We start from the raw sequence: 21,070 nt of genomic DNA, 5'->3' as shown, positions 1-21,070 counted from the left end.
TTGATGTTTTCCCGGTTAACTGCGCAATTTCCACAAAAAGCGCTTTAACTGCGCAGTTACATTATGCTCCGATTCGTTACCGATTGACAAACGCTTAACCAAACCGTCGTTCTCTCCTGCTTTCCGCGTAAGTTGCACCCGTTGACGCGTCTTCTGGATTCATTTTCCGATGGTTATAGGCAGGTGGGTTTTGGATCAGGAGCTGAGTAGTCCGCGGACTACTCAGCTCCTCACCTCATCGATGAGGGGTATTCAAATCCGGTCCTGAACTGATCAAGGTGGACTGCACATCGGTAGGCGCGGTCAGTTCTTTCCAATCGAGCGCCTCACGGATGACCTGGCGCAATGGACGTTGTGGACTGGTTTGCGCGCTGGCACGAAGGGCAATGCGACGGAGATTGGGAGCACGGCGTCGGTGCTTCGATCGACACTCGCGACAATCCTGGCTGGTTGCTAACGGTCGATCTCGCCGGCACGGACTGCGATGGCCGGATACTCGATCGGTTCAGTCACAATTACGAGCATAAGCTGGACTGGTGGACGTGCTGGACGGAAGACAACGTGTTTTGTGGCGCTGGCGGCCCCCGTCAACTTCGGTCGCTTCTTGAGGCGTTTCGAGACTGGGCAACGAGCGTCCGCTAGGATGCCTGCAGGCATTTTGACGCCGCAGCAAATTCTGACCCGTATGCCGAATGAGGCGATATGATCCGGTCGACTTCGGGTGGCGCGTGACCGGCCGCTTCAGCCGAACAAGCCTGAAGGCGCTCCTCGCGTGAATGATCGTAGCGTGCCGAGCGGCACCTTTGGGTTCTGCGATCCGGCGTGGCGTGGCCGAGCGTTTATGGGCCACTCACCGTTTGCTACAGCTGCTTCGTGAGATGAGGGACGGCGGGTGTGTGGGATAGGAATGATGGGGGCCATCATCCGCAACCTCCGGCCGCATCCAGGGGGCCGATAGCACTGCCGTCCGCGCTCACCAGCAGGCTGCCACGGCAAAGGGGATCGGGAGCATCGTCTCGTCGGCCCCGAGACGGGTCGCATCCATGCGGTCGTCGAGGCACAACGGCTTTCGATCCGGCTCAAGCCTTACTCCTTGCCGAGCACACGATCGGCCTGTTGCCGACCAGCCGCGCGAGCACGTTGGTCGGAATGCGGTCGTTTGGCCGATAAAGCCCATGACGCGGATCGTATCGGCGCATCTCTGTGCAGCAGAGGTGCTTTGGCCACTGTCCACCCGGGTCCAGCCGGTGCTGGAAATTCCGCGTCAGCGCGGGCTAAACCGCGAGCGCAACCGGATCGAGCGCGTCTTTTCCAAACTGAAGCACTTCCGCCGCGTCGCCACTCGCTCCCACAGGCTTGACCAGAACGTCCTGGCAATGATCCAATTCGCCTCAATGCGGTTGCGGACGTGCGCTTGAGGCTGGGGATCGAAGGACGTCATCCTTGCCATTGGTAGTCCGCGGACAACTGAGAAATTATCCCAGAATCTTGGGTGTGCGATCGGTACGAGGGAGCGCGGATCCAGGGACTACCCTCGAGACCCTGTTCGGCAATCCAAACGTCCCGTTGATGATCGGGGAGGAGGCACCGGCGGCTGATATGGGTGCAACGACCTGGGGCTGAGAATGTCCCGTGGCAGGCCGGTGGTGCGGGTGACGTAGTGACTGCAGGCCTCTACGTCTTCAGCGAATGCAGATCCGACAAGAGGCCGCGAACACGTCAGGCTGCTGACCGTGTCGAGCTTCGAGCGAAACCGTCGCCGCGACAGGTGGCGCGGCGACGCGGTTCCCACCGGTCCGTGGGCTCTGAGAGCGAACCGTGAGAGCGACGGCCATTCGGTCGAGCCTGTCGCGGATCCCGCCGTCGGCCATTCGGCGGCCGGCGCGGGAGGGATCTGGCGATGAAAGGGGCCGCGTCCGAAGGCTGCCTCAGCGATCGAGTCGGGCGATGGCTGGGCCAGGCTTCTTTCCCGATGACCCCATGGACGAGATGAGAGCCGGCGATTACAAGCAACGGGCTCGATCTGCGAACTGAGGTCGAGAACACCACTTTGGTCGTCAAGGACGGCGGGACGGCTCTCGCGCCAGGGATGGCAGCCTCCGTTTGGGCAAGCGACCGCGTCGGTGCTCGCATGGGTGAAGCGACCGAATGAAACGTCTCCAAGTCTTTAAGTCCGCTATCGTCGCGTGCGGATCCCTGGATGTCGCAGGATCTTCCGGGCTCATTTTAACCGCGGCGGGCAGGGGAGGGGTGGTTAAACTGGCTTGGGACGATCGAGGTTGGAACTGCCACAAATCGTTGTGACGTTTGGGTTAGCGATAGTTCGACGAATCGAAATTTCTTCCGCATAGTGCCTTTCCAGGGTGAGATCGGATCCAAAGGCATTGACGGATTGCGATGTGGCCTCCGCGGAGGCGGCGGAGCCTTCCAAAACCCTAAATTTTCGGTCGACACATCGTGCGGTTTCTCTAGCCAATTTTGCCAGAAACCGCACTCTCCCGGTCTATCCCACCTGAACTCGCTGCCAACCGTACCGCTGGCACTCAGACGGATCGTCCTGTACTCAGGACCAGGCGCAGCCTTGAAACGCACCGATGGGCAGCTTCAGGTATCGCATGCCGTTGGCTTCCGGTTCCGGAAGCCGGCCGCCATTGATGTTGATCTGCAGCGCGTGCAGGATCAGCTTCGGCATCGGCAGGGTGCGATCCCGCTTTTCGCGGATGGCGACGAACGCGTCCTTGTCGGAAGACTGCTTGAGATGGATGTTCTCCGTTCTCTGGCGCTCCACCGTGCTTTCCCACTGCGGCTGCCGGCCGCCGGGCTGATAGTCGTGTCCGACGAAAATCCGCGTATCTCCCGGCAGTGCCAGGATGGCCTGAATGCTGGACCACAGGGCACTTGCGCTGCCGCCGGGAAAATCCGTGCGGGCCGTGCCACTGTCCGGCATGAACAGCGTGTCATGCACGAATGCTGCGTCGCCGGCGACATAGGTGATCGACGCAAGCGTATGGCCGGGCGAATGCATGACGTCGACCTCGATCTCGCCGATGGAAAACGTTTCTCCATCGGAGAACAGGCGGTCCCACTGGCTGCCGTCGACAGGCAGGTCTGGCCAATTGTAGATCTGCGCCCAGATTTTCTGGACATCGATCACGTGAGCGCCGATGGCCATCGGCGCGCCGGTCACGCCTTTCAGGTAGGCGGCCGCGGAAAAATGGTCGGCATGCGGATGCGTGTCGAGGATCCACTGCAGGCGCAGGTCGTGCCGGCGGACATGGTCCAGCAGGGCATCAGCGTTATGGGTCGCCGTCGAACCCGACTTCTCATCGAAATCGAGAACCGGATCGATGACGGCGCAGGCCCTGGTTTGCGGGTCGCTCACCACGTACTGGATCGAACAGGTACGCGGATCGAAGAACGCGGCGACGTCAGGTCTATGCATAACGAGCCTCCCGAAGGTCCGGCGTGCGCGGAGAAAAGATCGCCCGTGCGGGATCGAATGTATAAAACTCGGTATAGGAAGCCGCATCTCGCGCCAACTGTGCGACAGATTGAAGGATGAACTGGACTTTCTCGTCCGAAAGCAGAACGCTCAGATTGAGCCGTGTGAAGCCCGGCTTCTCGATCTCGTTGCCGCTCAGGATTGCCTGCCTGATCCGCTCCGACGTCTCGGGATCGATCGACAGCAGCCGGTGCACATACGGACCTGCGCAGGCGCAGCCCCCGCGGGCCTGAATGCCGAACCGGTCGCTGAGCATGCGGGTGACCAATTGCTGATGAACGTAGCCGCCCTGGCCGTCCCTGATGCGAAACGAGAATATCGGCAGCCGCGCCATCGCGGCGGAGCCCAGAAGTTCGATCTGCGGCACGTCCTGCCAGGCGGCGAGCGCCGTTTGCGTGAAGATGTCGTTCAGCCGGCGGATTTCCTCCAAGCCGATCGCATGCTTGACGAGGAAGACCAGTGCCGCCCGGATGTCGCCGACGACGTTGGGCGTTCCGGCTTCTTCGCGGGCTTCCAGGCTGTCGCTGTAATCGTGGCCGGTGGGCGATACGAATTTGACGGTGCCGCCGCCCGGCCAGGACGGCTTGTTGGTGACGACGGCGTCATGCCGCACGATCAGGACGCCGGAGGCGCCCGGTCCGCCGAGGAACTTGTGCGGCGATACCACGATCGCGTCGATCTCGGCGCCTTGCTCCGGCGTCATCGAGATCGGCATGTAGGGGCCGGCGCCGGCATAGTCCCAGACGATCTTGGCGCCCGCCTGTTTCGCAAGCCTGGTGACGGCGGCAACGTCGGTCGAGATCCCGGTTATGTTCGATGCGGCCGAAAACGAGCAGATTGTCAGGTCGGCAGCGGTGCCCTGAAGGGCCTCGTCCAGAAGGACAAGATCCGGGCCGCCGCCGCTGCCTTCGGAAATTTCGACAATCTCTGCGCCACTTTCGCGCCAGGGCAGGATGTTCGAATGATGCTCGTAGGGTCCGACGATCACGCAAACCCGCCGACCGGCAGCGATCGCATCGGTAATGCCCAGCAGGTTGACGAGCCGATTGAGGCCCGCAGTCGCGCCGGATCCCGCAAAAATGGCGGCATGCCGGCTGTCTGCTCCGCAGCATTCTTTGATGACCGACCGCGCCTCACGCCGCAAGCGGGTCATCATTCCCCCGCAATAGGAGGCCTCCGTATGGCTGTTGGCGTAATAGGGCAGGACCTCGTCGAGAACAAACTGCTCGACCTGCCTGAGCGCCCGTCCCGAGGCGACGTAGTCGGCATAAACGAGATCCTTCAAGCCGAACGGCCCGTCGACCTTCGCCTTCGAACCGATCAATCCGTCTTTCAACGCGGTGATCCGATCGGCGACTTCGAGGCTGCTTTTGAACTTGCCAAGAACGGTGACGAGTTCCTTTGATGGATTGAGATCGGCCTGTTCACGCATCGTCGGTTCTCCAGACAGCAATTGACAGCGATTATAATCTCGACCACCGTCTGAAACCTTCACCTATTTTTCAGGCAACAAGCGGAAATGCGGGTCACATGATCGATAAATCTGTCAGTTTTGATCATATCGATCTGAAAATCCTGACCTGCCTCCAGCGCAACGCCGCACTCTCGCAACGGGATCTGGCCGAGCAGGTGGGACTTTCGCAAAATGCCTGCTGGCGCCGGCTGCAGCGGCTCCAGTCAAGCGGCGTGGTGGGCGGTTCCCGCGCCGAGGTCGATCTCGAGATGCTGGGCTTTGACCTGACGGTCATCGTGATGATCCGGACCCGTCACCATTCCAAGGAATGGTCCGAGGATTTCCGCAAGCATGTCGACCGGCTGCCGGAAGTCATCGATTTCTATCGGATAGGCGGAGACTGGGATTATCTGATCAAGGTCGTCACCCGCGGAATTTCGGGCTACGACGCCTTCTATCAAAAGCTCATCACCAATTTCGACCTGGCGACCGTGACCGGATTTTTCGCCATGGAGGCCATCATTCGCAATCGGGCCGTGGACCTAAGCCGCCTGAGGTGAACGCGCGCTGCCCTAGGAGTTTGTTGAACAAAGAAGGCCGACGGGGAACAGGCGTTGGGAAACGCGCTGCATCAACCTCCGCGTTCACTCCTCAAACTACAGCAATTAACGGAAGTTGCGAGTGGCGGGGAATTTTTCCACAACCTAATCAGGCAGCCGATGAATCTCGAACGCGTTGTCGGCATCGCGCAGCCCCTTGAACGATGGATGCTGCAACTTCCCATCGTTCGTCCAAGCCCGATACTCGGTCTCGGCAACCAGCGCCGGAGCTGTCAGCACCAGGTCCTTTCCTGGCACACTTACAGGCGTGAGCGTCGTCTTCAGCTTGTCGAGCTGCTTCTTCAGAGATCGGGCGACATCGTACCTGAACCCGGTCCCGAAACTGCCGAGGTATTGTAGCCGTTCCGGTACCGCGCGCCCAGCAGCAGGCTGGCGATCGCACCGGGCAACGCAGTCGATGGCTCGTAGCCGATGATCGCGAAGCTGTCGCTCTGGATGCACTTAATCTTCAGCCAGTCGCCGGTTCGGCCAGAACGGTATCCGTCCCACTTGATCTCGTAGGACCATTCGTCGCCCTGTGGCGGCTTGCTCTTCAGCAATGCCAGGCAAGGCTCAACGCGATCCGACATGGGATCGAAGGGAAGATGCGCCTGCTTCGGATCGCCGCCACATCGAGGACCGTGACCGCGCGCGCCTCTTCGATAAAGAGATCAATTGCGGAGGTCATGACGCCTCCAATGTCGCACATTTTTGTGCGAAACTTCTTGCGTCTCGCACAAAAATGTGCGAGAACTGATTTCAAGAAAGGAGGTTAAATGAAACGCGAGCAGTTCCTGAGAGAACTTCGCAAGATTGCCAAAGATCAAGATCTGGAGCTGGAAATCTTCGAGGACAAGGGAAAGGGTTCGCACTACCGGGTAAAACTCAACGGTCGGATCACCACAATCAAATCTGGAGAGCTGACCCCGGGATATGTGCGATTGATCAAGAAACAGCTCGGCCTCGAATGAGGCCGACCTGCATCGATCGCACGGATTTGACACCGCATGCCCAACCACCACCACCGACAAGAGGAGACCACTGCACTATGGAATTCATATATCGCGCGAAGTTCGAGGATGACCCTGATGGGGGTTTCCTCGTGACGTTCGCAGATGTCCCCGAAGCGATCACGCACGGGGAAACCCGGAAGGAGGCAATGTCCAATGCGCAGGAAGCGCTTGGCCTTGCTCTGCGCGGTATCGTTCAGGATGGCCGCGCACTGCCGCAACCGATTGCCAGTGAAGGCACTCCGGTTGCGGTAGACGCCGAGGATGCCGTCAAGCTCGCGTTGATCCAGGCCTTTATGGAATCTGACATCTCCAAGAGTGAACTTGCTCGGCGTCTCGGAAAATCCGAGAACGAGGCTCGAAGGATCCTCGATCCGGATCACCGAACCAAGCTCGGCCAGATGCAGGAGGCAATGGCCGCCCTTGGTAAAACCCTGGTTGTTTCCGTCATGGAGGCGGCCTGAACTATGAGGCGCGCCTCTTTCCCCACTCTCGCGCTCAACCGCCGCTCCTGATCTTTATCGATACGGGCCGCCGGTAAGGCCGTGCGGCAACCAGGCCTGTGAGCCGTCGCACATATCGCCGACCCCCCATTAACCTCTCGCCTCCCTTTTCGGCACGTCGGCATAAGGCTGGCACGCGTTGAGATCGTCCGGTTGCGCAATTCCGACGCGAGCGGTCCGGAGGCAAAGATCAAGCGCCTGGTCGAGCTCGAAGCCGTGCGGCGTTGCAGTCCAGCTCCGGCGATTGATCGCGATGAAGGGAGTTCCGGCCCTCACGCCGCGCAACTGGCAGGCCTTGGTCACGTTGCGGAAATTGTCGATATGCGGCGGCGTCAGGCCATACTCTTTTGCCGCATGGAAACGTTCCAGCAGCGTCGGTGCGACGGCCAGCAGGACGCGCTTGGGGCGAGCGGGAGCGGAAAAACATCAGGTCCACCTCTGCGTCAGGACAAGCTTCTGGCGTTCGGGCTGCGGATGCGGCAGCACGCTGTCTTTTTCTTGGGTGTCGGCAGGCTGAAGCGGGACCGGAATTCCGGTCTCGCCCCGCATCTTCGCATTGTGCTTTTCGATCCATGCGCGGATCCGCTCATGGTCCGCCTCGTCGAGGTACCTCAGACCGCCCCGTCAGCCGGCGCTCGCGCCATGCCTGCTCGGCGGAGCAGAGCTTCTTCCGTCCGGAATACCTATCAAGCCCGCCTCGCCAGATGCCGATACCTCTTGAAGTTAATTAACGTGACGCCAGATGCTCTTATGTGGTTCATCGCAGCAATTCCTTTTCCGTCGTTTGATATAAACGAGTGGTCATGTCGATTTCGGATGTCATTTATCGCCCGTTCGAAACTTTGATCTGGCCGAACAGGTGGGGCTTTCGCAAAATGCCTGCTGGCGCCGGCTGCAGCGGCTCCAGTCAAGCGGCGTGGTGGGCGGTTCCCGCGCCGAGGTCGATCTCGAGATGCTGGGCTTTGACCTGACGGTCATCGTGATGATCCGGACCCGTCACCATTCCAAGGAATGGTCCGAGGATTTCCGCAAGCATGTCGACCGGCTGCCGGAAGTCATCGATTTCTATCGGATAGGCGGAGACTGGGATTATCTGATCAAGGTCGTCACCCGCGGAATTTCGGGCTACGACGCCTTCTATCAAAAGCTCATCACCAATTTCGACCTGGCGACCGTGACCGGATTTTTCGCCATGGAGGCCATCATTCGCAATCGGGCCGTGGACCTAAGCCGCCTGAGGTGAACGCGCGAGGCCGGCGGCATATCCCCTATCGGTCAACTCAAGCCTCTCCTGCGTTGACGCGAAATTAGGCGATATCCGCAGATTCAGCAAATGCGGGTGGGGGTTGGATGCAGCGGCGCGGTCTTCCGTTACGAAGGGGCGCGAGACGGGCAATCTATTTTAGTTAATTAGAAATTATCAATATGGTGTGACATTTTGCCCTGACGATCGAGCCGGTCGCCCCTAAGCGCCTTTGGAGAGCCGCAGCATGAACCGCCCAAGCATCAAGCAAGCCCTTGTCCTGAAGCTGTCGATTATCAGTGTGTTCATGATTGGTTTATCCTATGTCTCCCTCAGCACGATCGCGACACTCAGCGCCAATGCGGAGCAGATCGGGACCTTCTGGATACAGCGGCTGTTGACGGCCCGTGAGATAAAAGGCGATTTCCTCGATCTCAAGCTTGTCTATGCCAGCTACATCCTCGACGATACGGCGGAGGAGCAGAGTATCGGGAAGCGAAAGATCGACGCCGCTGTCGCTGCTGTCGAAAAGGTTATTGCTGACTACGAAAACGGCGTCCGGACTGAGCGCGGGAGGGAACTGATCAAGCGGATCAAGCCGGAGTTCAGCAAATACCGCGCCTCGGCTGAGCAAATGGTCGTACTTCATAACAGCGGAAAGACACCGGAAGCGGTTCATTTATTCAAGAAGGACATGGAGTCGCAAGCCGAACTGGTGGACAAGGGGGTAACCGATCTGGTTGCGTTCATCCTCAACCAGGCTGAAGGCTTTGTGGCGGCAAGCGGTGCCTCCGCGAAGTCCGCTTTCCTGCAGACGGCGGCGATCGCCGTGCTTGCGGTGCTCATAGTTCTCGCCGGCATCGTGTTTGCGATCTCAGGCGTCGCGAATCCGATCCGAAGGATCACCTCCGCGATGAAGCAACTGTCGGACGGAGACCTTGATAGCGATATTCCTTACGCCGGGCGCGCCGACGAAGTTGGTGAAATGGCCGGTGCAGTTGAAGTTTTCCGTCACAACGCCCTCAACCTCGTCAGGCTCGAGAATGAAGCGGCAGAATCCCGCATCGAGATGGAGACGGCGCGCGCTGCCGCCCAGCAGCGCGCAGAACGGGAGGCCGAACAATTGCGCTTCGCGACCACGACATTGGGCGGAGGTCTGCAGCGGCTTGCGGCAGGCGACATCTCATTTCAGCTTTCTGAGCAATTTGGGGCCGAATACGAGGCGCTGCGCGAGGATTTTAATGCTTCGCTCCGCCAACTGGGCACGACAATCGGCGCGGTACTCCAAACCGTACAGAGCATAGACAGTGGGACCGGTGAGATTGCATCCGGTGCTCAGGACCTTTCCAAGCGCACAGAACAACAGGCAGCCTCTCTCGAGGAGACGGCTGCAGCCTTGGATGAGATTACGTCCAATGTCGCGATGTCGACGAAACGTACCGATGAGGCACGCAATGTGGCCCTAGAAGCCAATGCCAGTGCCAAACGGTCAGCGACGGTCGTATCGGAAGCCGAGAAAGCCATGCGGCGCATCGAGGACAGTTCGCAGCAGATTTCGAACATCATCGGTGTAATTGATGAAATCGCCTTCCAGACGAACCTTTTGGCGCTCAACGCCGGTGTTGAAGCCGCCCGTGCCGGTGAGGCGGGCAAAGGTTTCGCAGTCGTCGCACAGGAAGTCCGCGAGCTTGCCCAGCGGGCTGCTCAAGCGGCCAAGGAAATCAAAGGGCTCATCCAGAAATCATCGACCGAAGTGGAAAATGGCGTGAAACTGGTTCTCGAAACCGGGACGTCGCTCAAGTCGATCGGTGAGTACGTTGTACAGATCAATCAGGTCATGGATGCGATTGCCACCTCGGCGCGCGAGCAATCGACCGGACTTGCCGAAATCAATACGGCCGTCAATCAAATGGACCAGGCGACGCAGCAGAACGCGGCGATGGTCGAGCAGTCGACAGCCGCCGTCGCTTCGTTATCCTCCGAGGCGAGCCGCCTGCGGCATCTTGTTAATCAGTTCCAATTGAAGAGCGACAATACGACCGACATCCAGCGGATTGCGCGGCCCTTGCAAACCGGCCGGCCAGTGGAGACGATCGCTCCCCGCCGCGCGAGCCAAAGATGAAGCGCGGCGGTTGTACGGGCACCACTTCGCCTTTGCCCTACAAGGGGCTTCCTGAGGCGGTGCGCGGTCAGCCAAAAAGAGGTCGTCACGTTCCTGCAGGAGATCGCCGCCGAGACGGGGCTCCCCATCCTGCCGGTCACTCACGACCGGGATATTGCGTAGAGAATATCCACACGGGTCGTCGATCTCGCAGGCCGTGAAGGAAAAACCGTGTGAGGTCGTCGGCCACGGCACCATCAGAGATGCCCGTGGCCGATCGACGCCGTTTCCCACGAATCCCTCGATTGGCTTGAACGTCTTTCTCAGCTCTTGCGCGGCTCCTCGGGGATGAGGCTTTCCAGGTTCAGGCCAAGCGCATCGCCAAGCTTTTTCATGGTCGGCAGGGTCACGGCCATATCGAGGATCGAGCTGACGGTCTGGTCGACGGGGGGAGGGCATCCGCTCGCCGGCCTCACCTGAGCGGCTAAGGCCGGTGATGTGGTTGATCGAGATGCCCTTGATCTTCTCGGCCGGCTTTGAATCGCGACTAGGGTGGTGTTACGCTTCAGGCATCTAGCCAGTTCTCGGTGTTCAGCCCGGGATACGCCGCAAAGTCTCGCACATTGTTCGTAACCAGAATGGTATTCAGCGCGATTGCATGCGAGGCGATCAACTTGTCCAAATGGTCTCTTTTCCGCTCTCGCGTCGCCATGCGTACCGGCCCATAGGCACGCGCCGCGATCATGTCGAAAGGTTCCACCGTAATCAGCATGGACAGTGCATCGAGGTTGGCGCGCTCGCGCTCCGGATCATCCGACGCGGAAACGCCATAGTCCAACTCCGCGAAGGTAATGGCTGATATGACCACATCGCCCACATAACAACCGGCAAAGCGGCGAGCCACTTGTTCCGGCTGGTTCTTCATCAGGTAGATGCACATATTGGTATCGAGCATGTAGCGCGGCATCAGATCTGATCCCGCTCAGCCTGTTCATGGTCTTCCCTGCCGTCCTGCAGGAACGTTGGCGAAAAACGGGCGAAGACGTCCAGAACGCCGGCGAGCGACTGGCGAACGGGTCGGATGCGTAGTTCGTCACCGACCCGTTCGATCTCCAGTTCGACATCCGTGCGATCAAAGGCCAGCTCGGCCGGGATACGGACGGCCTGCGAATTGCCGTTCTTGAAGGCTCTAGTGGTCTGCATGGCGCGCTCCTTGTATGTACGAGGATGTACTATATGCCTCAACCACCTAAATGTACATCCGACGTGTGTATTTCAACGGATCATGTCTTGTCAATTCTCGGGCCGTCGTTTGGACCCCGGCCAGATCCGTAGAAAAGTCTGGCTGGCCCGAATTCTGCTGCTTCGCCCTCTCGCGAGTGACTAGGATGAGTTGCTGATGGAGCCGATGCGTCGATCATCCGGTCGCGAGTTTGTCTGGGGTTGATGAAAAAGCTGGCCTTACCGCGTTATCACCGATCGATGGTGTGCCACCGACGGTCATCAGAATCACCAAAGCGTGGGCGACATGCCGTTCGTCGTCGAGCTGGTGATGTCAGGTTAAGTCTGACAGTTGCGGATCGGGGATGCTCCTGAGTGATCAGGCCGCAATTCCGGCAACGTCCTTCCAATGGGCGATCGCTGCAAGGCGATGCAGATGGATGGCGAAGGCGGAACGATTGGATCGTGCTGGGACAAACAGATTTCGGACCGCTGAGAAGATGCTGACGAAACGTTGCAGCGTGCCCGGCGAACGCAACCGCTGCATCACTCGCTCCCGCTTCCGCAAAGGAAGATGGGAGTTCTCGGCGCGACTGTTCAGCCCCTTATGTGATCGATGCTCCACGGCAGGTATGACCTGACGCCGCACGACGCCATAAGAACCAAGCCTGTCGGTGACAATACGCTTCGGCAAACATCCCTGCTTCTTCATCAGGCGGATCAGCAGGCTTGGCAGCCTTGGTACTGCGACTGGTCTGAGCGATCTCGTCGAGAACGTAGCCGTCCTGATCGACGGCACGCCAGGGCCAGTGCTTGCGGCCACCGATGGTCACGACCACCTCGTCCAGATGCCAAATGTCGCCCGGGCTGGGCGGCTTGCGCCGCAAGCGACCGGCATAGTCCAGGCCGAATTTCTTCGCCCAACACCGGATCGTCTCATAGGAAACGACGATGCCGCGCTCCAATAGCATTTCCTCTATCAAGCGCAGGCTCAGCGGAAATCGGAAATACAGCCAGACCGCATGGGCGATCAAAGACGGCGGGAAACGATGGCGCTTGTAGCTGATTGTGGATTGGATCATGACCGGCGACTACCGCCGAAACCTTTTGTACCGGTTAACCTGATATCATCACCGTGTGAGGTCGTCGGCCACGGCACCATCAGAGATGCCCGTGGCCGATCGACGCCGTTTCCCACGAATCCCTCGATTGGCTTGAACGTCTTTCTCAGCTCTTGCGCGGCTCCTCGGGGACGAGGCTTTCCAGGTTCAGGCCAAGCGCATCGCCAAGCTTTTTCATGGTCGGCAGGGTCACGGCCATATCGAGGATCGAGCTGACGGTCTGGTCGACGGGGGAGGGCATGCGCTCGCCGGCCTCACCTGAGCGGCTAAGGCCGGTGATGTGGTTGATCGAGATGCCCTTGATCTTCTCGGCCGGCTTGACCATCTCGCCGATGATGGCGGGCAGGGCGGCGAGCCGCGCCTTTTCCATCTCCATGGCCGCCAGTTCCGGCGAGCGGGTGTTTTCCGCCTCGATCCGGGCGGCCTCGCCGTCGGCCTCGGCCTTCTTCTGGATGCGCAGCGTGTCGGCCTCCTCCCGGCGGATCAGGCCGCGGGTCTTGGCGGCGATCTGGTCGCTTTCGGAAGTGATGCGCACGCGTGTCGCCTGCGCTTCCGCATCCTGTTCGGCCGCCAGCAGCGCCAGCCGCTTGCGGCGCTCGGCCTCTGCCACCTGGCGCACCGTCTCGAGATTTTCCTCCGCGGTGATCACGGCCGCGCGCGCGTCCGCCGCCTCTGCCTTCGCCTGGCTTTCCTCCTGGCTCTTTGCCGCAATCAGGATGGAGCGATCCTGCTCGGCCATTTCAAGCGCACGCGCCTGATTGATCTCGGCCTCGCGGATGATCTGCTCGCGGGCGATAGAGGCGGACTGGATGGCGCGTTCCATGCCGATGCGGGCTTCGGCCGCCGCGGTCTCGGCCTCCGCCTTGCGGCGGGCGACTTCCGTCAGTTGCTGCGCCAGCAGCAGTTCGATCTCCTGGGTCTGCTGTATTTCGGCGCGACGCTGTTCCAGCTCGATTTCCAGCTTGCGGCGGTTGGAATCCACCTCGGCGCGGCGCACGCTGACCTGGCTCTCGCCCTCGATCTCCGCCCGCTCCTTCTTTGACTTGGCAATCACCTCGGCAAGCTTGCGCATGCCTACGGCGTTGAAGGCGTTGTTTTCGTCCAGAGCCGAGAACGGCGTCTGGTCGAACGAAGTCAGCGAGACGCTGTCCAGCTGCAGGCCGTATTTGGAAAGAGTGCCGGAAAGGGCTTCATGCACCTGTCGCACGAACTCCCCGCGATTTTCATGCAGTTCGTCCATGGTCATCTGGGCGGCGACTGCGCGCAATGCATCCACCATCATGCCGTCGACGAGGGATTTGAGCTGATCGGCCTGGAAGGTGCGCCGGCCCAGCGTCTGCGAGGCCCGCACCACCGCGGCTTTTTCCGGGACGACCGAGGTGTAGAACTCGGCGCCGACATCGATGCGCATGCGGTCCTTGGTGATCAGGGCACTGTCGCCGGTGCGCGACACGTCCATGCGGATGGTCTGCATGTTGACGCGTCCGACCTCGTGGAAATAGGGGATCGCCAGCGTGCCGCCGTCGATTACCACCTTGCGCCCGCCGATGCCGGTGCGCACGAGGCTCACCTCATTGGTGGCCCGCTGGTAGAACAGGGCGGCCAGCACGATCAGGATGGCCGCAAGAATGAGTAGGATGATGATCCAGCCCAGAGCGCTCATGGTAAAAGTCCTTTCGGTGCCGGTCAGAACTGCGGCGGGAAGTGGCGGCCGCCGCGATCGAGCGTGATCCAGCGTAGCTCGGTGAAGGCGTCGAGCGACCAGCGCCCGCCATATCGCCCGACGCCGCTGGCCTTGGTGCCGCCGAAGGGCACATGCGGCTCGTCGTTGATATTCTGGCAGTTGATGTGGCAGATGCCGGTTTCCAGCCGCTCGGCCAGTCGCAGGGCGCGCGCCTCGTCCTTCGACCACACCGCGGCGGTCAGCCCGTATTCCGTGTCGTTGTTGAGCGCTGCCGCCTCGCCATCGTCGCGGAACGGGCAGACCACGACCACAGGCCCGAAGGTCTCGTCATGCCATATGTTCATGGAGCTGTTGACATTCGTGAGCACGGTCGGCTCGACGAAATTCTCCCAGGCGCGGCCGCCGAGCTCCACCTTGGCGCCCTTGGCCACAGCGTCGTCGATCAGTGCCTTGACGCGAAGCGCCTGGCGGGTGTTGACCAGCGGGCCGATGACATTGGAGGGATCGTTGGTATGGCCGGTCTTGAGCTTGCGGGCGCGCGCCAGGAAACGTTCCATGAAAGGTTCGAAGATCTTCTCGTGCACCAGCAGCTTTTCGGTGGACATGCAGACCTGGCCCTGGTGCATGAAGCTGCCGAAATTGGCGGCCCGCGCGGCGGCGTCCAGGTCGGCATCCTCCAGCAGGATCATCGAATCCTTGCCGCCCAGCTCGACGCAGACCTTCTTGAGGTAGGCGCCGCATTTGGCGGCGATCTGGCGGCCGACGGCGGTGGAGCCGGTGAAGCTGATCGCCTTGACCTTGGAATTGCCGATCATCTCGTCGCCCACGGCGCCGACGCTGTCACGCGAGCAGGTGACGACATTGAAGACGCCGGCCGGTACGCCGGCCTCCTCCAGGATTTCGGCAAAGTAGAGGCCGCCTGAATAGGGCGTGTCTTCCGAAGGCTTCAGCACGATCGTGTTGCCGACGGCAAGGGCTGCGGCAAAGCCGCGCGAGGTCAGGATGCCCGGCATGTTCCAGGGGCTGATGACGCCGACCACGCCGAGGGGAAAGCGGGTGGCCATCATGAACTTGTGGTGTTCGGATGGCAGCACGTCGCCGATCGACTGGTAGCAGAGCGCGGCCGCAGAACGGAATACTTCCGCCACATAGCCTGCCTCGAACATGCCTTTGCCCTTCCAGCCGCCGCCCTCGGCCATGGCCGCGGCACAGAAGTCGGCCTTGCGCTGATCCCAGACGTCGGCGATCTTCAGGAGCAGGTGCGCGCGTTCGTGAAAGGCGCGGCCCGCCCAGTCGCCGAAGGCCGCCTGTGCCGCATCGATCGCCCGGCGCATGTCGGCAGCGGAGCCATCCGGAATACGCGCATAGACGGAGTTGTCGGAGGGGTTCAGGTCTTCGAAGGTGCGGGCGGCAGGCACCCATTGCCCGCCGATGAACATGCCCTTGACGGAGGGCGTGGGGGACGTGACGACATCAAGCATAATGCAATCTCCTCAGTTGCGGTTGGGATCATGGCGCCATGCCCGAGCGCGGGCGGCGGCTTCCTCGATCTCTTTCAGGACGGATTTCAGTCGATCCTGGCTGTTGCCCATCTCAAGCGAGGGCGAGGCAGGATAGGATGGCGGGACGGTGGAGTGGCCGCGCGGCGGCGCGGACGGCATGGCGGTGCCATGTTCGGCCCGGCTGGCGCGGCTGGCCTCGGCGATGATGTCGCCGAGCGACAGGCCTCCGAGCAGCGCATCCGCCGCGCCGCGCATGGCGGGGGCAGGGGATGCGACCGGACGAGGGATGGAAGCGGATCCGGCTGGTGTGGGCTGCCCCTCATCCCCCTGCCGGGACCTTCCCCCCGCAGGCGGGGAGAAGGGAGAAGCCGCGGCGTTTCCGTTCCCCCTCGCCCCGCTTGCGGGGAGAGGGTCGCCGAGCGCAGCGGAGGCGGGGTGAGGGGCGGCCGCATCCCGTCGCGCCGCCATTGGCAGGGCGGCCAATACGGAAGCGGCGATATCGGCCGGTGACGCACCCGATGTCCGTGGCGGGACATGCGTGGGAGTTGTGGAGTGGGCGGGTGTGGACCCAGGCGCAGTTGGCGTCGCCGTAGGCGCGCCCGACCGTTGACCCGATGCCTTGCCACCGCCCAGATAGGCGGCCTGCACCGCCGGATCGTTGCGCAGGTCCTGCGCCCGGCCCTCATGGATGATATGGCCATTCTCCAGCAGATAGCCCCGGTCGGCGATGGCCAGGCTCTGCTTGGCATTCTGCTCCACGAGCAGGATGCCGATACCGCTGTCGCGCACCACCTTCAACGCCTGGAACAGCTCCTTGCAAAGCAGGGGGGAAAGACCGAGCGAGGGCTCGTCGAGTGTCAGCAGAGCGGGGTTCGACATCATCGCGCGGCCGATCGCCACCATCTGCTGCTCGCCGCCGGACATGGTCCGCACGATCTGCCTGCTGCGCTCCTGCAGCTTGGGAAAGAGCCGAAGCACGCGCTCCAGATTGCCGGCCTCTTCGTCGCGGGCGCGGGGTGCATGGGCGCCCAGCCGCAGGTTTTCGGCAACCGACAGGTCGGCGAAGACACCTCGGCCTTCCGGCACGAGAGCGATGCCTTCGTCGACGATCCTGTTGGCGGCAAGCCCCAGTATATCGCGGCCCTGCATGGTGATCGCGCCGGTCGCGCGTCCCTCGCAGATGCCGGAGACGGCCTTGAGCAGGGTGGATTTGCCAGCGCCATTGGCGCCCAGGATGACCACGATCTCGCCCCGGCCGACCTTCAGCGATGCGCCTTCAAGGGCACGGTGCTGGCCGTAGGAGACAGACAGTCCCTTCACCTCAAGCATCGTCGTCGTCTCCCAGATAGGCGCGGATCACGGCGGCGTCGGACAATACCTCGGCGGGGGTTCCCTCGGCGATCTTGGTGCCGGCGGCCATGACGACGCAGCGGTCGCAGAGCGAGCGGATCGCATCCATCACATGCTCGACAAGGATAACCGTCCGGCCTTCGTCGCGCAGGCCGCGGATCAGGCGGATTCCCTCCTCCAGTTCCGTCGGGTTGAGACCGGCGAGCCATTCGTCCAGCAGCACGACGCCCGGCTCTCCGGCGAGCACGCGGGCCAGTTCGACGCGCTTGGTGTCGATATATGTCAGCTGCCCCACCATCATATGGCCGCGGCCGGCCAGGCCCACCTTTTCCAGCATGGCCTCGGCGACCGCATCCGCCTCATGGCCCCAATGGCGACGATGGCCGAAGACCGCGCCGGCCTTGACGTTTTGCAGGACGGTCATGGAGGGCAGCAGACGCACGAGCTGGAAGGTGCGCGCCACGCCGCGCCGCGCGATATCCTGCGCGGCCAGATGCGTGATGGGTTGTCCCCGCAGGCTGATCGCCCCCGAGGTGACGGGAAAGGCACCGGAAATCAGGTTCAGCGTAGTCGATTTTCCCGAACCGTTCGGCCCGATCAGGCCCAGCACCTGATGTTCGGTTACGTCGAAATCCATGCGGTTGACGGCCACCAGGCCGCCGAAGCGCTTGGTTACGCCCCGAAGCGACAGAAGCGCGCTCATGCATAGCCCTCCGCCGACCGCATTCTCCTGGCCGCCAGATCGATCAACCCGACAAAGCCCTTGGGCAGCAGGTAGACGATGACGAGGAAGCAGACGCCGAGAAGCAGGGTGGTCTGGTTGGGGAACGACACGGAGATCGCCTCCCATAGGAAGGTGAAGGGGATGACGCCGACGAGCGGCCCCCACAGCCGGCCGGTGCCGCCCAAGAGCGCCATGATCACCACCTGGAAGGACAGCATCGGCGAGAAGGCGAGCGACGGCTCGATATAGACATACCGCGGAGCGAGCATGGCGCCGGTGATGGCGGCCACTGCGCCCGGCACCATGAACAGCAGGATCTTGGCGCGCGCCGTGTCGATGCCGGAATGCCGGGCAACCGCCTCGTCGTCGCCGATGATCCTGAGCGCGAAGCCCAGCCTGGAGCGGCCGATCAGCCAGCCCAGCAACCAGACCAGCGCGGCAAGCGCCAGCAGCTGCCAGTAGATGTGCATCTCGCCGATCGAGGTCAGCACGTAAATGCCCTTGGTGCCGGAGATGTTCTGGCTCCAGGTGATGATCTGGCGCACGAATTCGGCCAGCCCGAGCGTGAAGATCACGAAGTAGACGCCCGACAGGCGCAGTGTCGCCAGGCCGACAAGGGCGGCCATGACGGCGCCGCTGATGCCGGCAATCGGCAGCAACGTCCAGTAAGGCAGATACTGGATGCCGATGCCGGTCACATAGGTGCCGACGCCGAAGAACGCGGCACTTGCGAGCGAGATGTAATGGGTCGGCCCGGAAAACAGCGCCCAACTGGTGGCCAGCACCGTGTACATGGCGATGGTGACGCCGATGCTCAGGCCATAGGCGCCTGCGGTCCAGGGGAGGCAGGCCGCAATGGCGAGCGCTATGGCGCACAGCGCCAGATTGCCCCAGTCGCGAGAGGAAAGAGCGCTCATGTGGTCGGCCTCCCGAACAGGCCCTGGGGGCGAAACAGCAGGATCACGACGAACAGCAAATAGGCGGCTGCCAATGTCAGGCCGGGATCGATCAGGCGGGCAACGAAGGTTTCCAGGAGACCCAGCAGCAGGGCCGCGACGATCGTGCCGCGCACGTCGCCCACACCGCCCATGATGACGATCACCAGCGCTTTCAACGTGAAAATCACGCCCGTCGAGGCATCGAGCGTCAGGAAGGTCGAGATCAGTGCGCCGCCGGTGGCAGTGACCGCGCCGCCAAGCGCAAAGGCCAGCGCCGCCGTGCGCCGGACATCGATGCCGACCAGCCGCGCAGCTTCCGGGGCAACCGAGATGGCGCGGATCGTCATGCCGGCCCGGCTGCGGTTGAGCCACAGCCACAGCAGGCCGCAGACGACGACAGCCGCCAGAAACGCTGCGACGCGATTGGCGCCGTAGGTATCGCCCAGGATATGGACCGGCTCCGAAAGATAGGAATAGCTGAAATAATCGCCGCCGAAAAAGGCCAGCATCAGGCCGACGGCCACGAAGGACAGACCGAAGGTCGTGAGGATGGAATCCACCTCCAACTGGCCGCGCGATTTGGCGCGCTTTACCAGCGGGCGCAGGAAAATCAGATAGATCAACCAGTTCAGCAGAAAGGCGACCGGTGCCACGACGAACACGGTCAGCAGCGGGCTGATCTGGCTTCCGGTCCAGAACCAGAAGGCCACGAACCCCCCGGCCACCAGCATTTCGCCGTTGGCGAGGTTCATGATCCGGGCCATGCCGTATTGCAGGTTCAGGCCCATGGCGATCAGCGCATAGGTTCCGCCCAGCAGTAGCCCTGTTATGAGTATGTCCATGCCATCCCCCGGCTTGAAAGATGCCCCGGGATCCGGTTGCGGATCCCGGGAATGCCTGTTGCTTTTACTTCCAGGCGGCTTTTTTCTTCACGTCGACAGCGCCGTCGCGACCGGTGGAGGCCACGCCCTTGAACACGCCGCCCTGCCACTGGCCTACCGTCCAGAACGAGGGGTTGTTGTTATGTCCGTCGAACTTGATCGGGCCGATCACTGTGTCGAAGCTGTTTGCCTTGATGTGCTTGATGATGGCGGCATTGTCGAAGGAGCCGACAGCCTCGATCGACTTTTCCAGGACCTGGAAGGACGAATAGACCATGGCGCTCGCCCAATAGTCCGGCTTGGCGCCCGTGACCTCTTCGTGGCGTTTGGCATAGGCCTTGAAGGCCTCTCCGTCGGCATTGACACCACCGATGCCCAGCACACCGTCGACCGCCGTGCGGAACCGGCCCGCATAGGCCGGGAATGCCGTGGCGACGGCAGTGAAGAATGCACCGACCTTGAGATCTTCGACAATTGCCTGTTCGGTCAGGGCGAAAGTGTCTGGCGGATAGGACCAGGCAATGAAGGCATCCGGAGCGGCGGCCTTGGCGGCCTTCATGACCGGCGACAGGTCCTGGGTGCCGAGCGGATAGGACGTCTCGTAAACCAGCTCGAAGCCGGCTTTCTTGAAGGCTGGCTTGGCCTCGTTCATCAGTTCGATGCCGAAGGCGTCCGCGACGTTGACCATGGCGAGCTTCTTGCCGATATCGCCCCGATCGCGCAGCTTGACCATGGTGTCCACCACTCCCTGCACCACCGGCTTGGCGCCGCCGAGCGTGATGAAGACGTTGGGGAACTGAGCGGATAGGGCATCGGCCTTGTCGGTGGTCGCCGTCGAGGTGATCATCGGCAGGCCGTAGCGTGCGTAGATCGGTGCGGCGGCGAGGTTGAGGCCGGTCGAATAGGGCGGAAGCACGATCTTTGCCTTGTCCTGGTCGACGAGACGCTGCACGGCCTTGATGGTTTCGCCCGGATTGGTCTGGTCGTCGTATTCGATGGCTTCGAGCTTGTAGGTCTTGCCGCCGACCTTCAGGCCGCCGCGACCGTTCACGTCGCTGATCCAAAGCTTGACGTTCGGCCAATAGCTGACCGCCGCCCCGCCGGCCAGAGGCCCGGTTTTGGGCGCGACGGCGCCGACCTTCAGAACCTCCTGCGCCATAACCGGAGTTCCGGCAACGCCGGCTGCAAGCGCCAAGGCGGCCAGCCGGGTAAATGTCCTGCGTTTCATTCTCTTCTCC

General features: G+C 61.7%; 20 protein-coding genes and 3 pseudogenes. 8 read left to right on the top strand and 15 right to left on the bottom strand.

Translation table 11 applies throughout. The features are described 5' to 3' along the window. Positions 1–345: 345 nt before the first annotated feature. Complete coding sequence (locus tag ACSQ3G_RS31720) at positions 346–642, top strand: Imm53 family immunity protein (RefSeq protein WP_436113170.1); 297 nt, start codon at positions 346–348, stop codon at positions 640–642. A gap of 50 nt (positions 643–692) precedes the next feature. Next, a pseudogene (locus ACSQ3G_RS31715) lies at positions 693–1,418 on the top strand (IS5 family transposase). A 1,145-nt stretch (positions 1,419–2,563) separates the two neighbouring features. On the opposite strand, the gene ACSQ3G_RS31710 reads toward ACSQ3G_RS31715, so the two are convergent. Then, on the bottom strand, positions 2,564–3,442 hold the full coding sequence (locus tag ACSQ3G_RS31710; RefSeq protein ID WP_436113169.1) for an MBL fold metallo-hydrolase: 879 nt from the start codon (positions 3,440–3,442) through the stop codon (positions 2,564–2,566). After that, entirely contained in the window at positions 3,435–4,934 is a 1,500-nt protein-coding gene (locus tag ACSQ3G_RS31705; protein WP_436113168.1) for an aminotransferase class V-fold PLP-dependent enzyme, read from the bottom strand. Before ACSQ3G_RS31705 ends, ACSQ3G_RS31710 begins: the two co-directional genes overlap by 8 nt. Positions 4,935–5,032: 98 nt before the next feature. Between ACSQ3G_RS31705 and ACSQ3G_RS31700 the strand changes: the two genes are divergently transcribed. Continuing rightward, positions 5,033–5,515 (top strand): Lrp/AsnC family transcriptional regulator, encoded by a 483-nt coding sequence (locus tag ACSQ3G_RS31700; RefSeq protein ID WP_105401702.1) that lies wholly within the window; start codon positions 5,033–5,035, stop codon positions 5,513–5,515. 144 nt (positions 5,516–5,659) lie between these two features. Here ACSQ3G_RS31700 and ACSQ3G_RS31695 read toward each other — a convergent pair whose 3' ends face one another. From ACSQ3G_RS31695 to ACSQ3G_RS31685, 3 genes are read right to left on the bottom strand one after another with little or no spacing between them, the layout of a single operon-like run. Beyond that, the gene (locus tag ACSQ3G_RS31695) at positions 5,660–5,974 is read right to left on the bottom strand and encodes an ATP dependent DNA ligase (RefSeq protein WP_436113251.1); all 315 of its coding nucleotides are present in this window, start codon (positions 5,972–5,974) and stop codon (positions 5,660–5,662) included. After that, a complete protein-coding gene (locus ACSQ3G_RS31690) occupies positions 5,857–6,144 on the bottom strand; it encodes a hypothetical protein (RefSeq protein WP_436113260.1) in 288 nt (95 codons plus the stop codon). The genes ACSQ3G_RS31695 and ACSQ3G_RS31690 overlap by 118 nt, the downstream gene beginning before the upstream one ends. Next, entirely contained in the window at positions 6,108–6,242 is a 135-nt protein-coding gene (locus ACSQ3G_RS31685; RefSeq protein ID WP_436113167.1) for a hypothetical protein, read from the bottom strand. The genes ACSQ3G_RS31690 and ACSQ3G_RS31685 overlap by 37 nt, the downstream gene beginning before the upstream one ends. 88 nt (positions 6,243–6,330) lie before the next feature. On the opposite strand from ACSQ3G_RS31685, the gene ACSQ3G_RS31680 reads away from it, so the two are divergent. The 5 genes and pseudogenes from ACSQ3G_RS31680 (at position 6,331) to ACSQ3G_RS31660 (ending at position 10,432) form a co-directional block, all read left to right on the top strand. Beyond that, positions 6,331–6,525, top strand: a complete 195-nt coding sequence (locus ACSQ3G_RS31680; protein WP_436113166.1) for a hypothetical protein — start codon at positions 6,331–6,333, stop codon at positions 6,523–6,525. A gap of 77 nt (positions 6,526–6,602) precedes the next feature. Further along, on the top strand, positions 6,603–7,028 hold the full coding sequence (locus tag ACSQ3G_RS31675; RefSeq protein WP_105435379.1) for a type II toxin-antitoxin system HicB family antitoxin: 426 nt from the start codon (positions 6,603–6,605) through the stop codon (positions 7,026–7,028). A gap of 192 nt (positions 7,029–7,220) precedes the next feature. Then, positions 7,221–7,913: a hypothetical protein gene (locus ACSQ3G_RS31670; RefSeq protein WP_436113165.1), complete on the top strand. Its 693-nt coding sequence runs from the start codon at positions 7,221–7,223 to the stop codon at positions 7,911–7,913. Further along, positions 7,912–8,310 (top strand): annotated as a pseudogene (locus tag ACSQ3G_RS31665) (Lrp/AsnC family transcriptional regulator); the annotation flags it as partial. The gene ACSQ3G_RS31670 and the pseudogene ACSQ3G_RS31665, both read left to right, overlap by 2 nt. A 247-nt stretch (positions 8,311–8,557) precedes the next feature. Continuing rightward, complete coding sequence (locus tag ACSQ3G_RS31660; RefSeq protein WP_436113164.1) at positions 8,558–10,432, top strand: HAMP domain-containing methyl-accepting chemotaxis protein; 1,875 nt, start codon at positions 8,558–8,560, stop codon at positions 10,430–10,432. A 544-nt stretch (positions 10,433–10,976) separates the two neighbouring features. On the opposite strand, the gene ACSQ3G_RS31655 is transcribed toward ACSQ3G_RS31660, so the two are convergent. The 10 genes and pseudogenes from ACSQ3G_RS31655 to ACSQ3G_RS31610 form a co-directional block, all read right to left on the bottom strand. Next, positions 10,977–11,378, bottom strand: a complete 402-nt coding sequence (locus ACSQ3G_RS31655; protein ID WP_105401704.1) for a type II toxin-antitoxin system VapC family toxin — start codon at positions 11,376–11,378, stop codon at positions 10,977–10,979. Further along, a complete protein-coding gene (locus ACSQ3G_RS31650) occupies positions 11,378–11,614 on the bottom strand; it encodes an antitoxin (RefSeq protein WP_105401705.1) in 237 nt (78 codons plus the stop codon). The genes ACSQ3G_RS31655 and ACSQ3G_RS31650 overlap by 1 nt, the downstream gene beginning before the upstream one ends. Positions 11,615–12,011: 397 nt before the next feature. Next, positions 12,012–12,714: pseudogene (locus tag ACSQ3G_RS31645) on the bottom strand (IS6 family transposase). 145 nt (positions 12,715–12,859) lie between these two features. After that, complete coding sequence (locus ACSQ3G_RS31640) at positions 12,860–14,416, bottom strand: flotillin family protein (RefSeq protein ID WP_436113163.1); 1,557 nt, start codon at positions 14,414–14,416, stop codon at positions 12,860–12,862. 23 nt (positions 14,417–14,439) lie between these two features. Further along, the gene (locus ACSQ3G_RS31635; protein ID WP_436113162.1) at positions 14,440–15,918 is read right to left on the bottom strand and encodes an aldehyde dehydrogenase family protein; all 1,479 of its coding nucleotides are present in this window, start codon (positions 15,916–15,918) and stop codon (positions 14,440–14,442) included. A 12-nt stretch (positions 15,919–15,930) separates the two neighbouring features. Then, positions 15,931–17,268 (bottom strand): ABC transporter ATP-binding protein, encoded by a 1,338-nt coding sequence (locus tag ACSQ3G_RS31630; RefSeq protein WP_436113161.1) that lies wholly within the window; start codon positions 17,266–17,268, stop codon positions 15,931–15,933. Further along, positions 17,261–17,992 (bottom strand): ABC transporter ATP-binding protein, encoded by a 732-nt coding sequence (locus tag ACSQ3G_RS31625; protein ID WP_046635659.1) that lies wholly within the window; start codon positions 17,990–17,992, stop codon positions 17,261–17,263. Before ACSQ3G_RS31625 ends, ACSQ3G_RS31630 begins: the two co-directional genes overlap by 8 nt. Then, positions 17,989–18,930: a branched-chain amino acid ABC transporter permease gene (locus ACSQ3G_RS31620; protein ID WP_436113160.1), complete on the bottom strand. Its 942-nt coding sequence runs from the start codon at positions 18,928–18,930 to the stop codon at positions 17,989–17,991. The genes ACSQ3G_RS31625 and ACSQ3G_RS31620 overlap by 4 nt, the downstream gene beginning before the upstream one ends. Next, positions 18,927–19,793, bottom strand: a complete 867-nt coding sequence (locus tag ACSQ3G_RS31615) for a branched-chain amino acid ABC transporter permease (protein ID WP_436113159.1) — start codon at positions 19,791–19,793, stop codon at positions 18,927–18,929. Before ACSQ3G_RS31615 ends, ACSQ3G_RS31620 begins: the two co-directional genes overlap by 4 nt. A gap of 64 nt (positions 19,794–19,857) precedes the next feature. Next, the gene (locus ACSQ3G_RS31610) at positions 19,858–21,060 is read right to left on the bottom strand and encodes an amino acid ABC transporter substrate-binding protein (protein ID WP_436113158.1); all 1,203 of its coding nucleotides are present in this window, start codon (positions 21,058–21,060) and stop codon (positions 19,858–19,860) included. Positions 21,061–21,070: the final 10 nt, after the last annotated feature.

The organism is Neorhizobium tomejilense (genome assembly GCF_964254135.1).
Taxonomy (GTDB): Bacteria; Pseudomonadota; Alphaproteobacteria; order Rhizobiales; family Rhizobiaceae; genus Neorhizobium; species Neorhizobium tomejilense.
Note: the sequence above shows the minus strand (reverse complement) of the source record. Positions and strands in the feature narration are given on the sequence as shown.

Bases quoted from the DNA above. Each gene is read 5' to 3' on its own strand.
- ACSQ3G_RS31720 (WP_436113170.1), top strand. From the start codon at position 346: ATGGACGTTGTGGACTGGTTTGCGCGCTGGCACGAAGGGCAATGCGAC.
- ACSQ3G_RS31710 (WP_436113169.1), bottom strand. From the start codon at position 3,442: ATGCATAGACCTGACGTCGCCGCGTTCTTCGATCCGCGTACCTGTTCG.
- ACSQ3G_RS31705 (WP_436113168.1), bottom strand. From the start codon at position 4,934: ATGCGTGAACAGGCCGATCTCAATCCATCAAAGGAACTCGTCACCGTT.
- ACSQ3G_RS31700 (WP_105401702.1), top strand. From the start codon at position 5,033: ATGATCGATAAATCTGTCAGTTTTGATCATATCGATCTGAAAATCCTG.
- ACSQ3G_RS31690 (WP_436113260.1), bottom strand. From the start codon at position 6,144: ATGTCGGATCGCGTTGAGCCTTGCCTGGCATTGCTGAAGAGCAAGCCG.
- ACSQ3G_RS31685 (WP_436113167.1), bottom strand. From the start codon at position 6,242: ATGACCTCCGCAATTGATCTCTTTATCGAAGAGGCGCGCGCGGTCACG.
- ACSQ3G_RS31680 (WP_436113166.1), top strand. From the start codon at position 6,331: ATGAAACGCGAGCAGTTCCTGAGAGAACTTCGCAAGATTGCCAAAGAT.
- ACSQ3G_RS31675 (WP_105435379.1), top strand. From the start codon at position 6,603: ATGGAATTCATATATCGCGCGAAGTTCGAGGATGACCCTGATGGGGGT.
- ACSQ3G_RS31660 (WP_436113164.1), top strand. From the start codon at position 8,558: ATGAACCGCCCAAGCATCAAGCAAGCCCTTGTCCTGAAGCTGTCGATT.
- ACSQ3G_RS31655 (WP_105401704.1), bottom strand. From the start codon at position 11,378: ATGCCGCGCTACATGCTCGATACCAATATGTGCATCTACCTGATGAAG.
- ACSQ3G_RS31650 (WP_105401705.1), bottom strand. From the start codon at position 11,614: ATGCAGACCACTAGAGCCTTCAAGAACGGCAATTCGCAGGCCGTCCGT.
- ACSQ3G_RS31640 (WP_436113163.1), bottom strand. From the start codon at position 14,416: ATGAGCGCTCTGGGCTGGATCATCATCCTACTCATTCTTGCGGCCATC.
- ACSQ3G_RS31635 (WP_436113162.1), bottom strand. From the start codon at position 15,918: ATGCTTGATGTCGTCACGTCCCCCACGCCCTCCGTCAAGGGCATGTTC.
- ACSQ3G_RS31630 (WP_436113161.1), bottom strand. From the start codon at position 17,268: ATGCTTGAGGTGAAGGGACTGTCTGTCTCCTACGGCCAGCACCGTGCC.
- ACSQ3G_RS31625 (WP_046635659.1), bottom strand. From the start codon at position 17,992: ATGAGCGCGCTTCTGTCGCTTCGGGGCGTAACCAAGCGCTTCGGCGGC.
- ACSQ3G_RS31620 (WP_436113160.1), bottom strand. From the start codon at position 18,930: ATGAGCGCTCTTTCCTCTCGCGACTGGGGCAATCTGGCGCTGTGCGCC.
- ACSQ3G_RS31615 (WP_436113159.1), bottom strand. From the start codon at position 19,793: ATGGACATACTCATAACAGGGCTACTGCTGGGCGGAACCTATGCGCTG.
- ACSQ3G_RS31610 (WP_436113158.1), bottom strand. From the start codon at position 21,060: ATGAAACGCAGGACATTTACCCGGCTGGCCGCCTTGGCGCTTGCAGCC.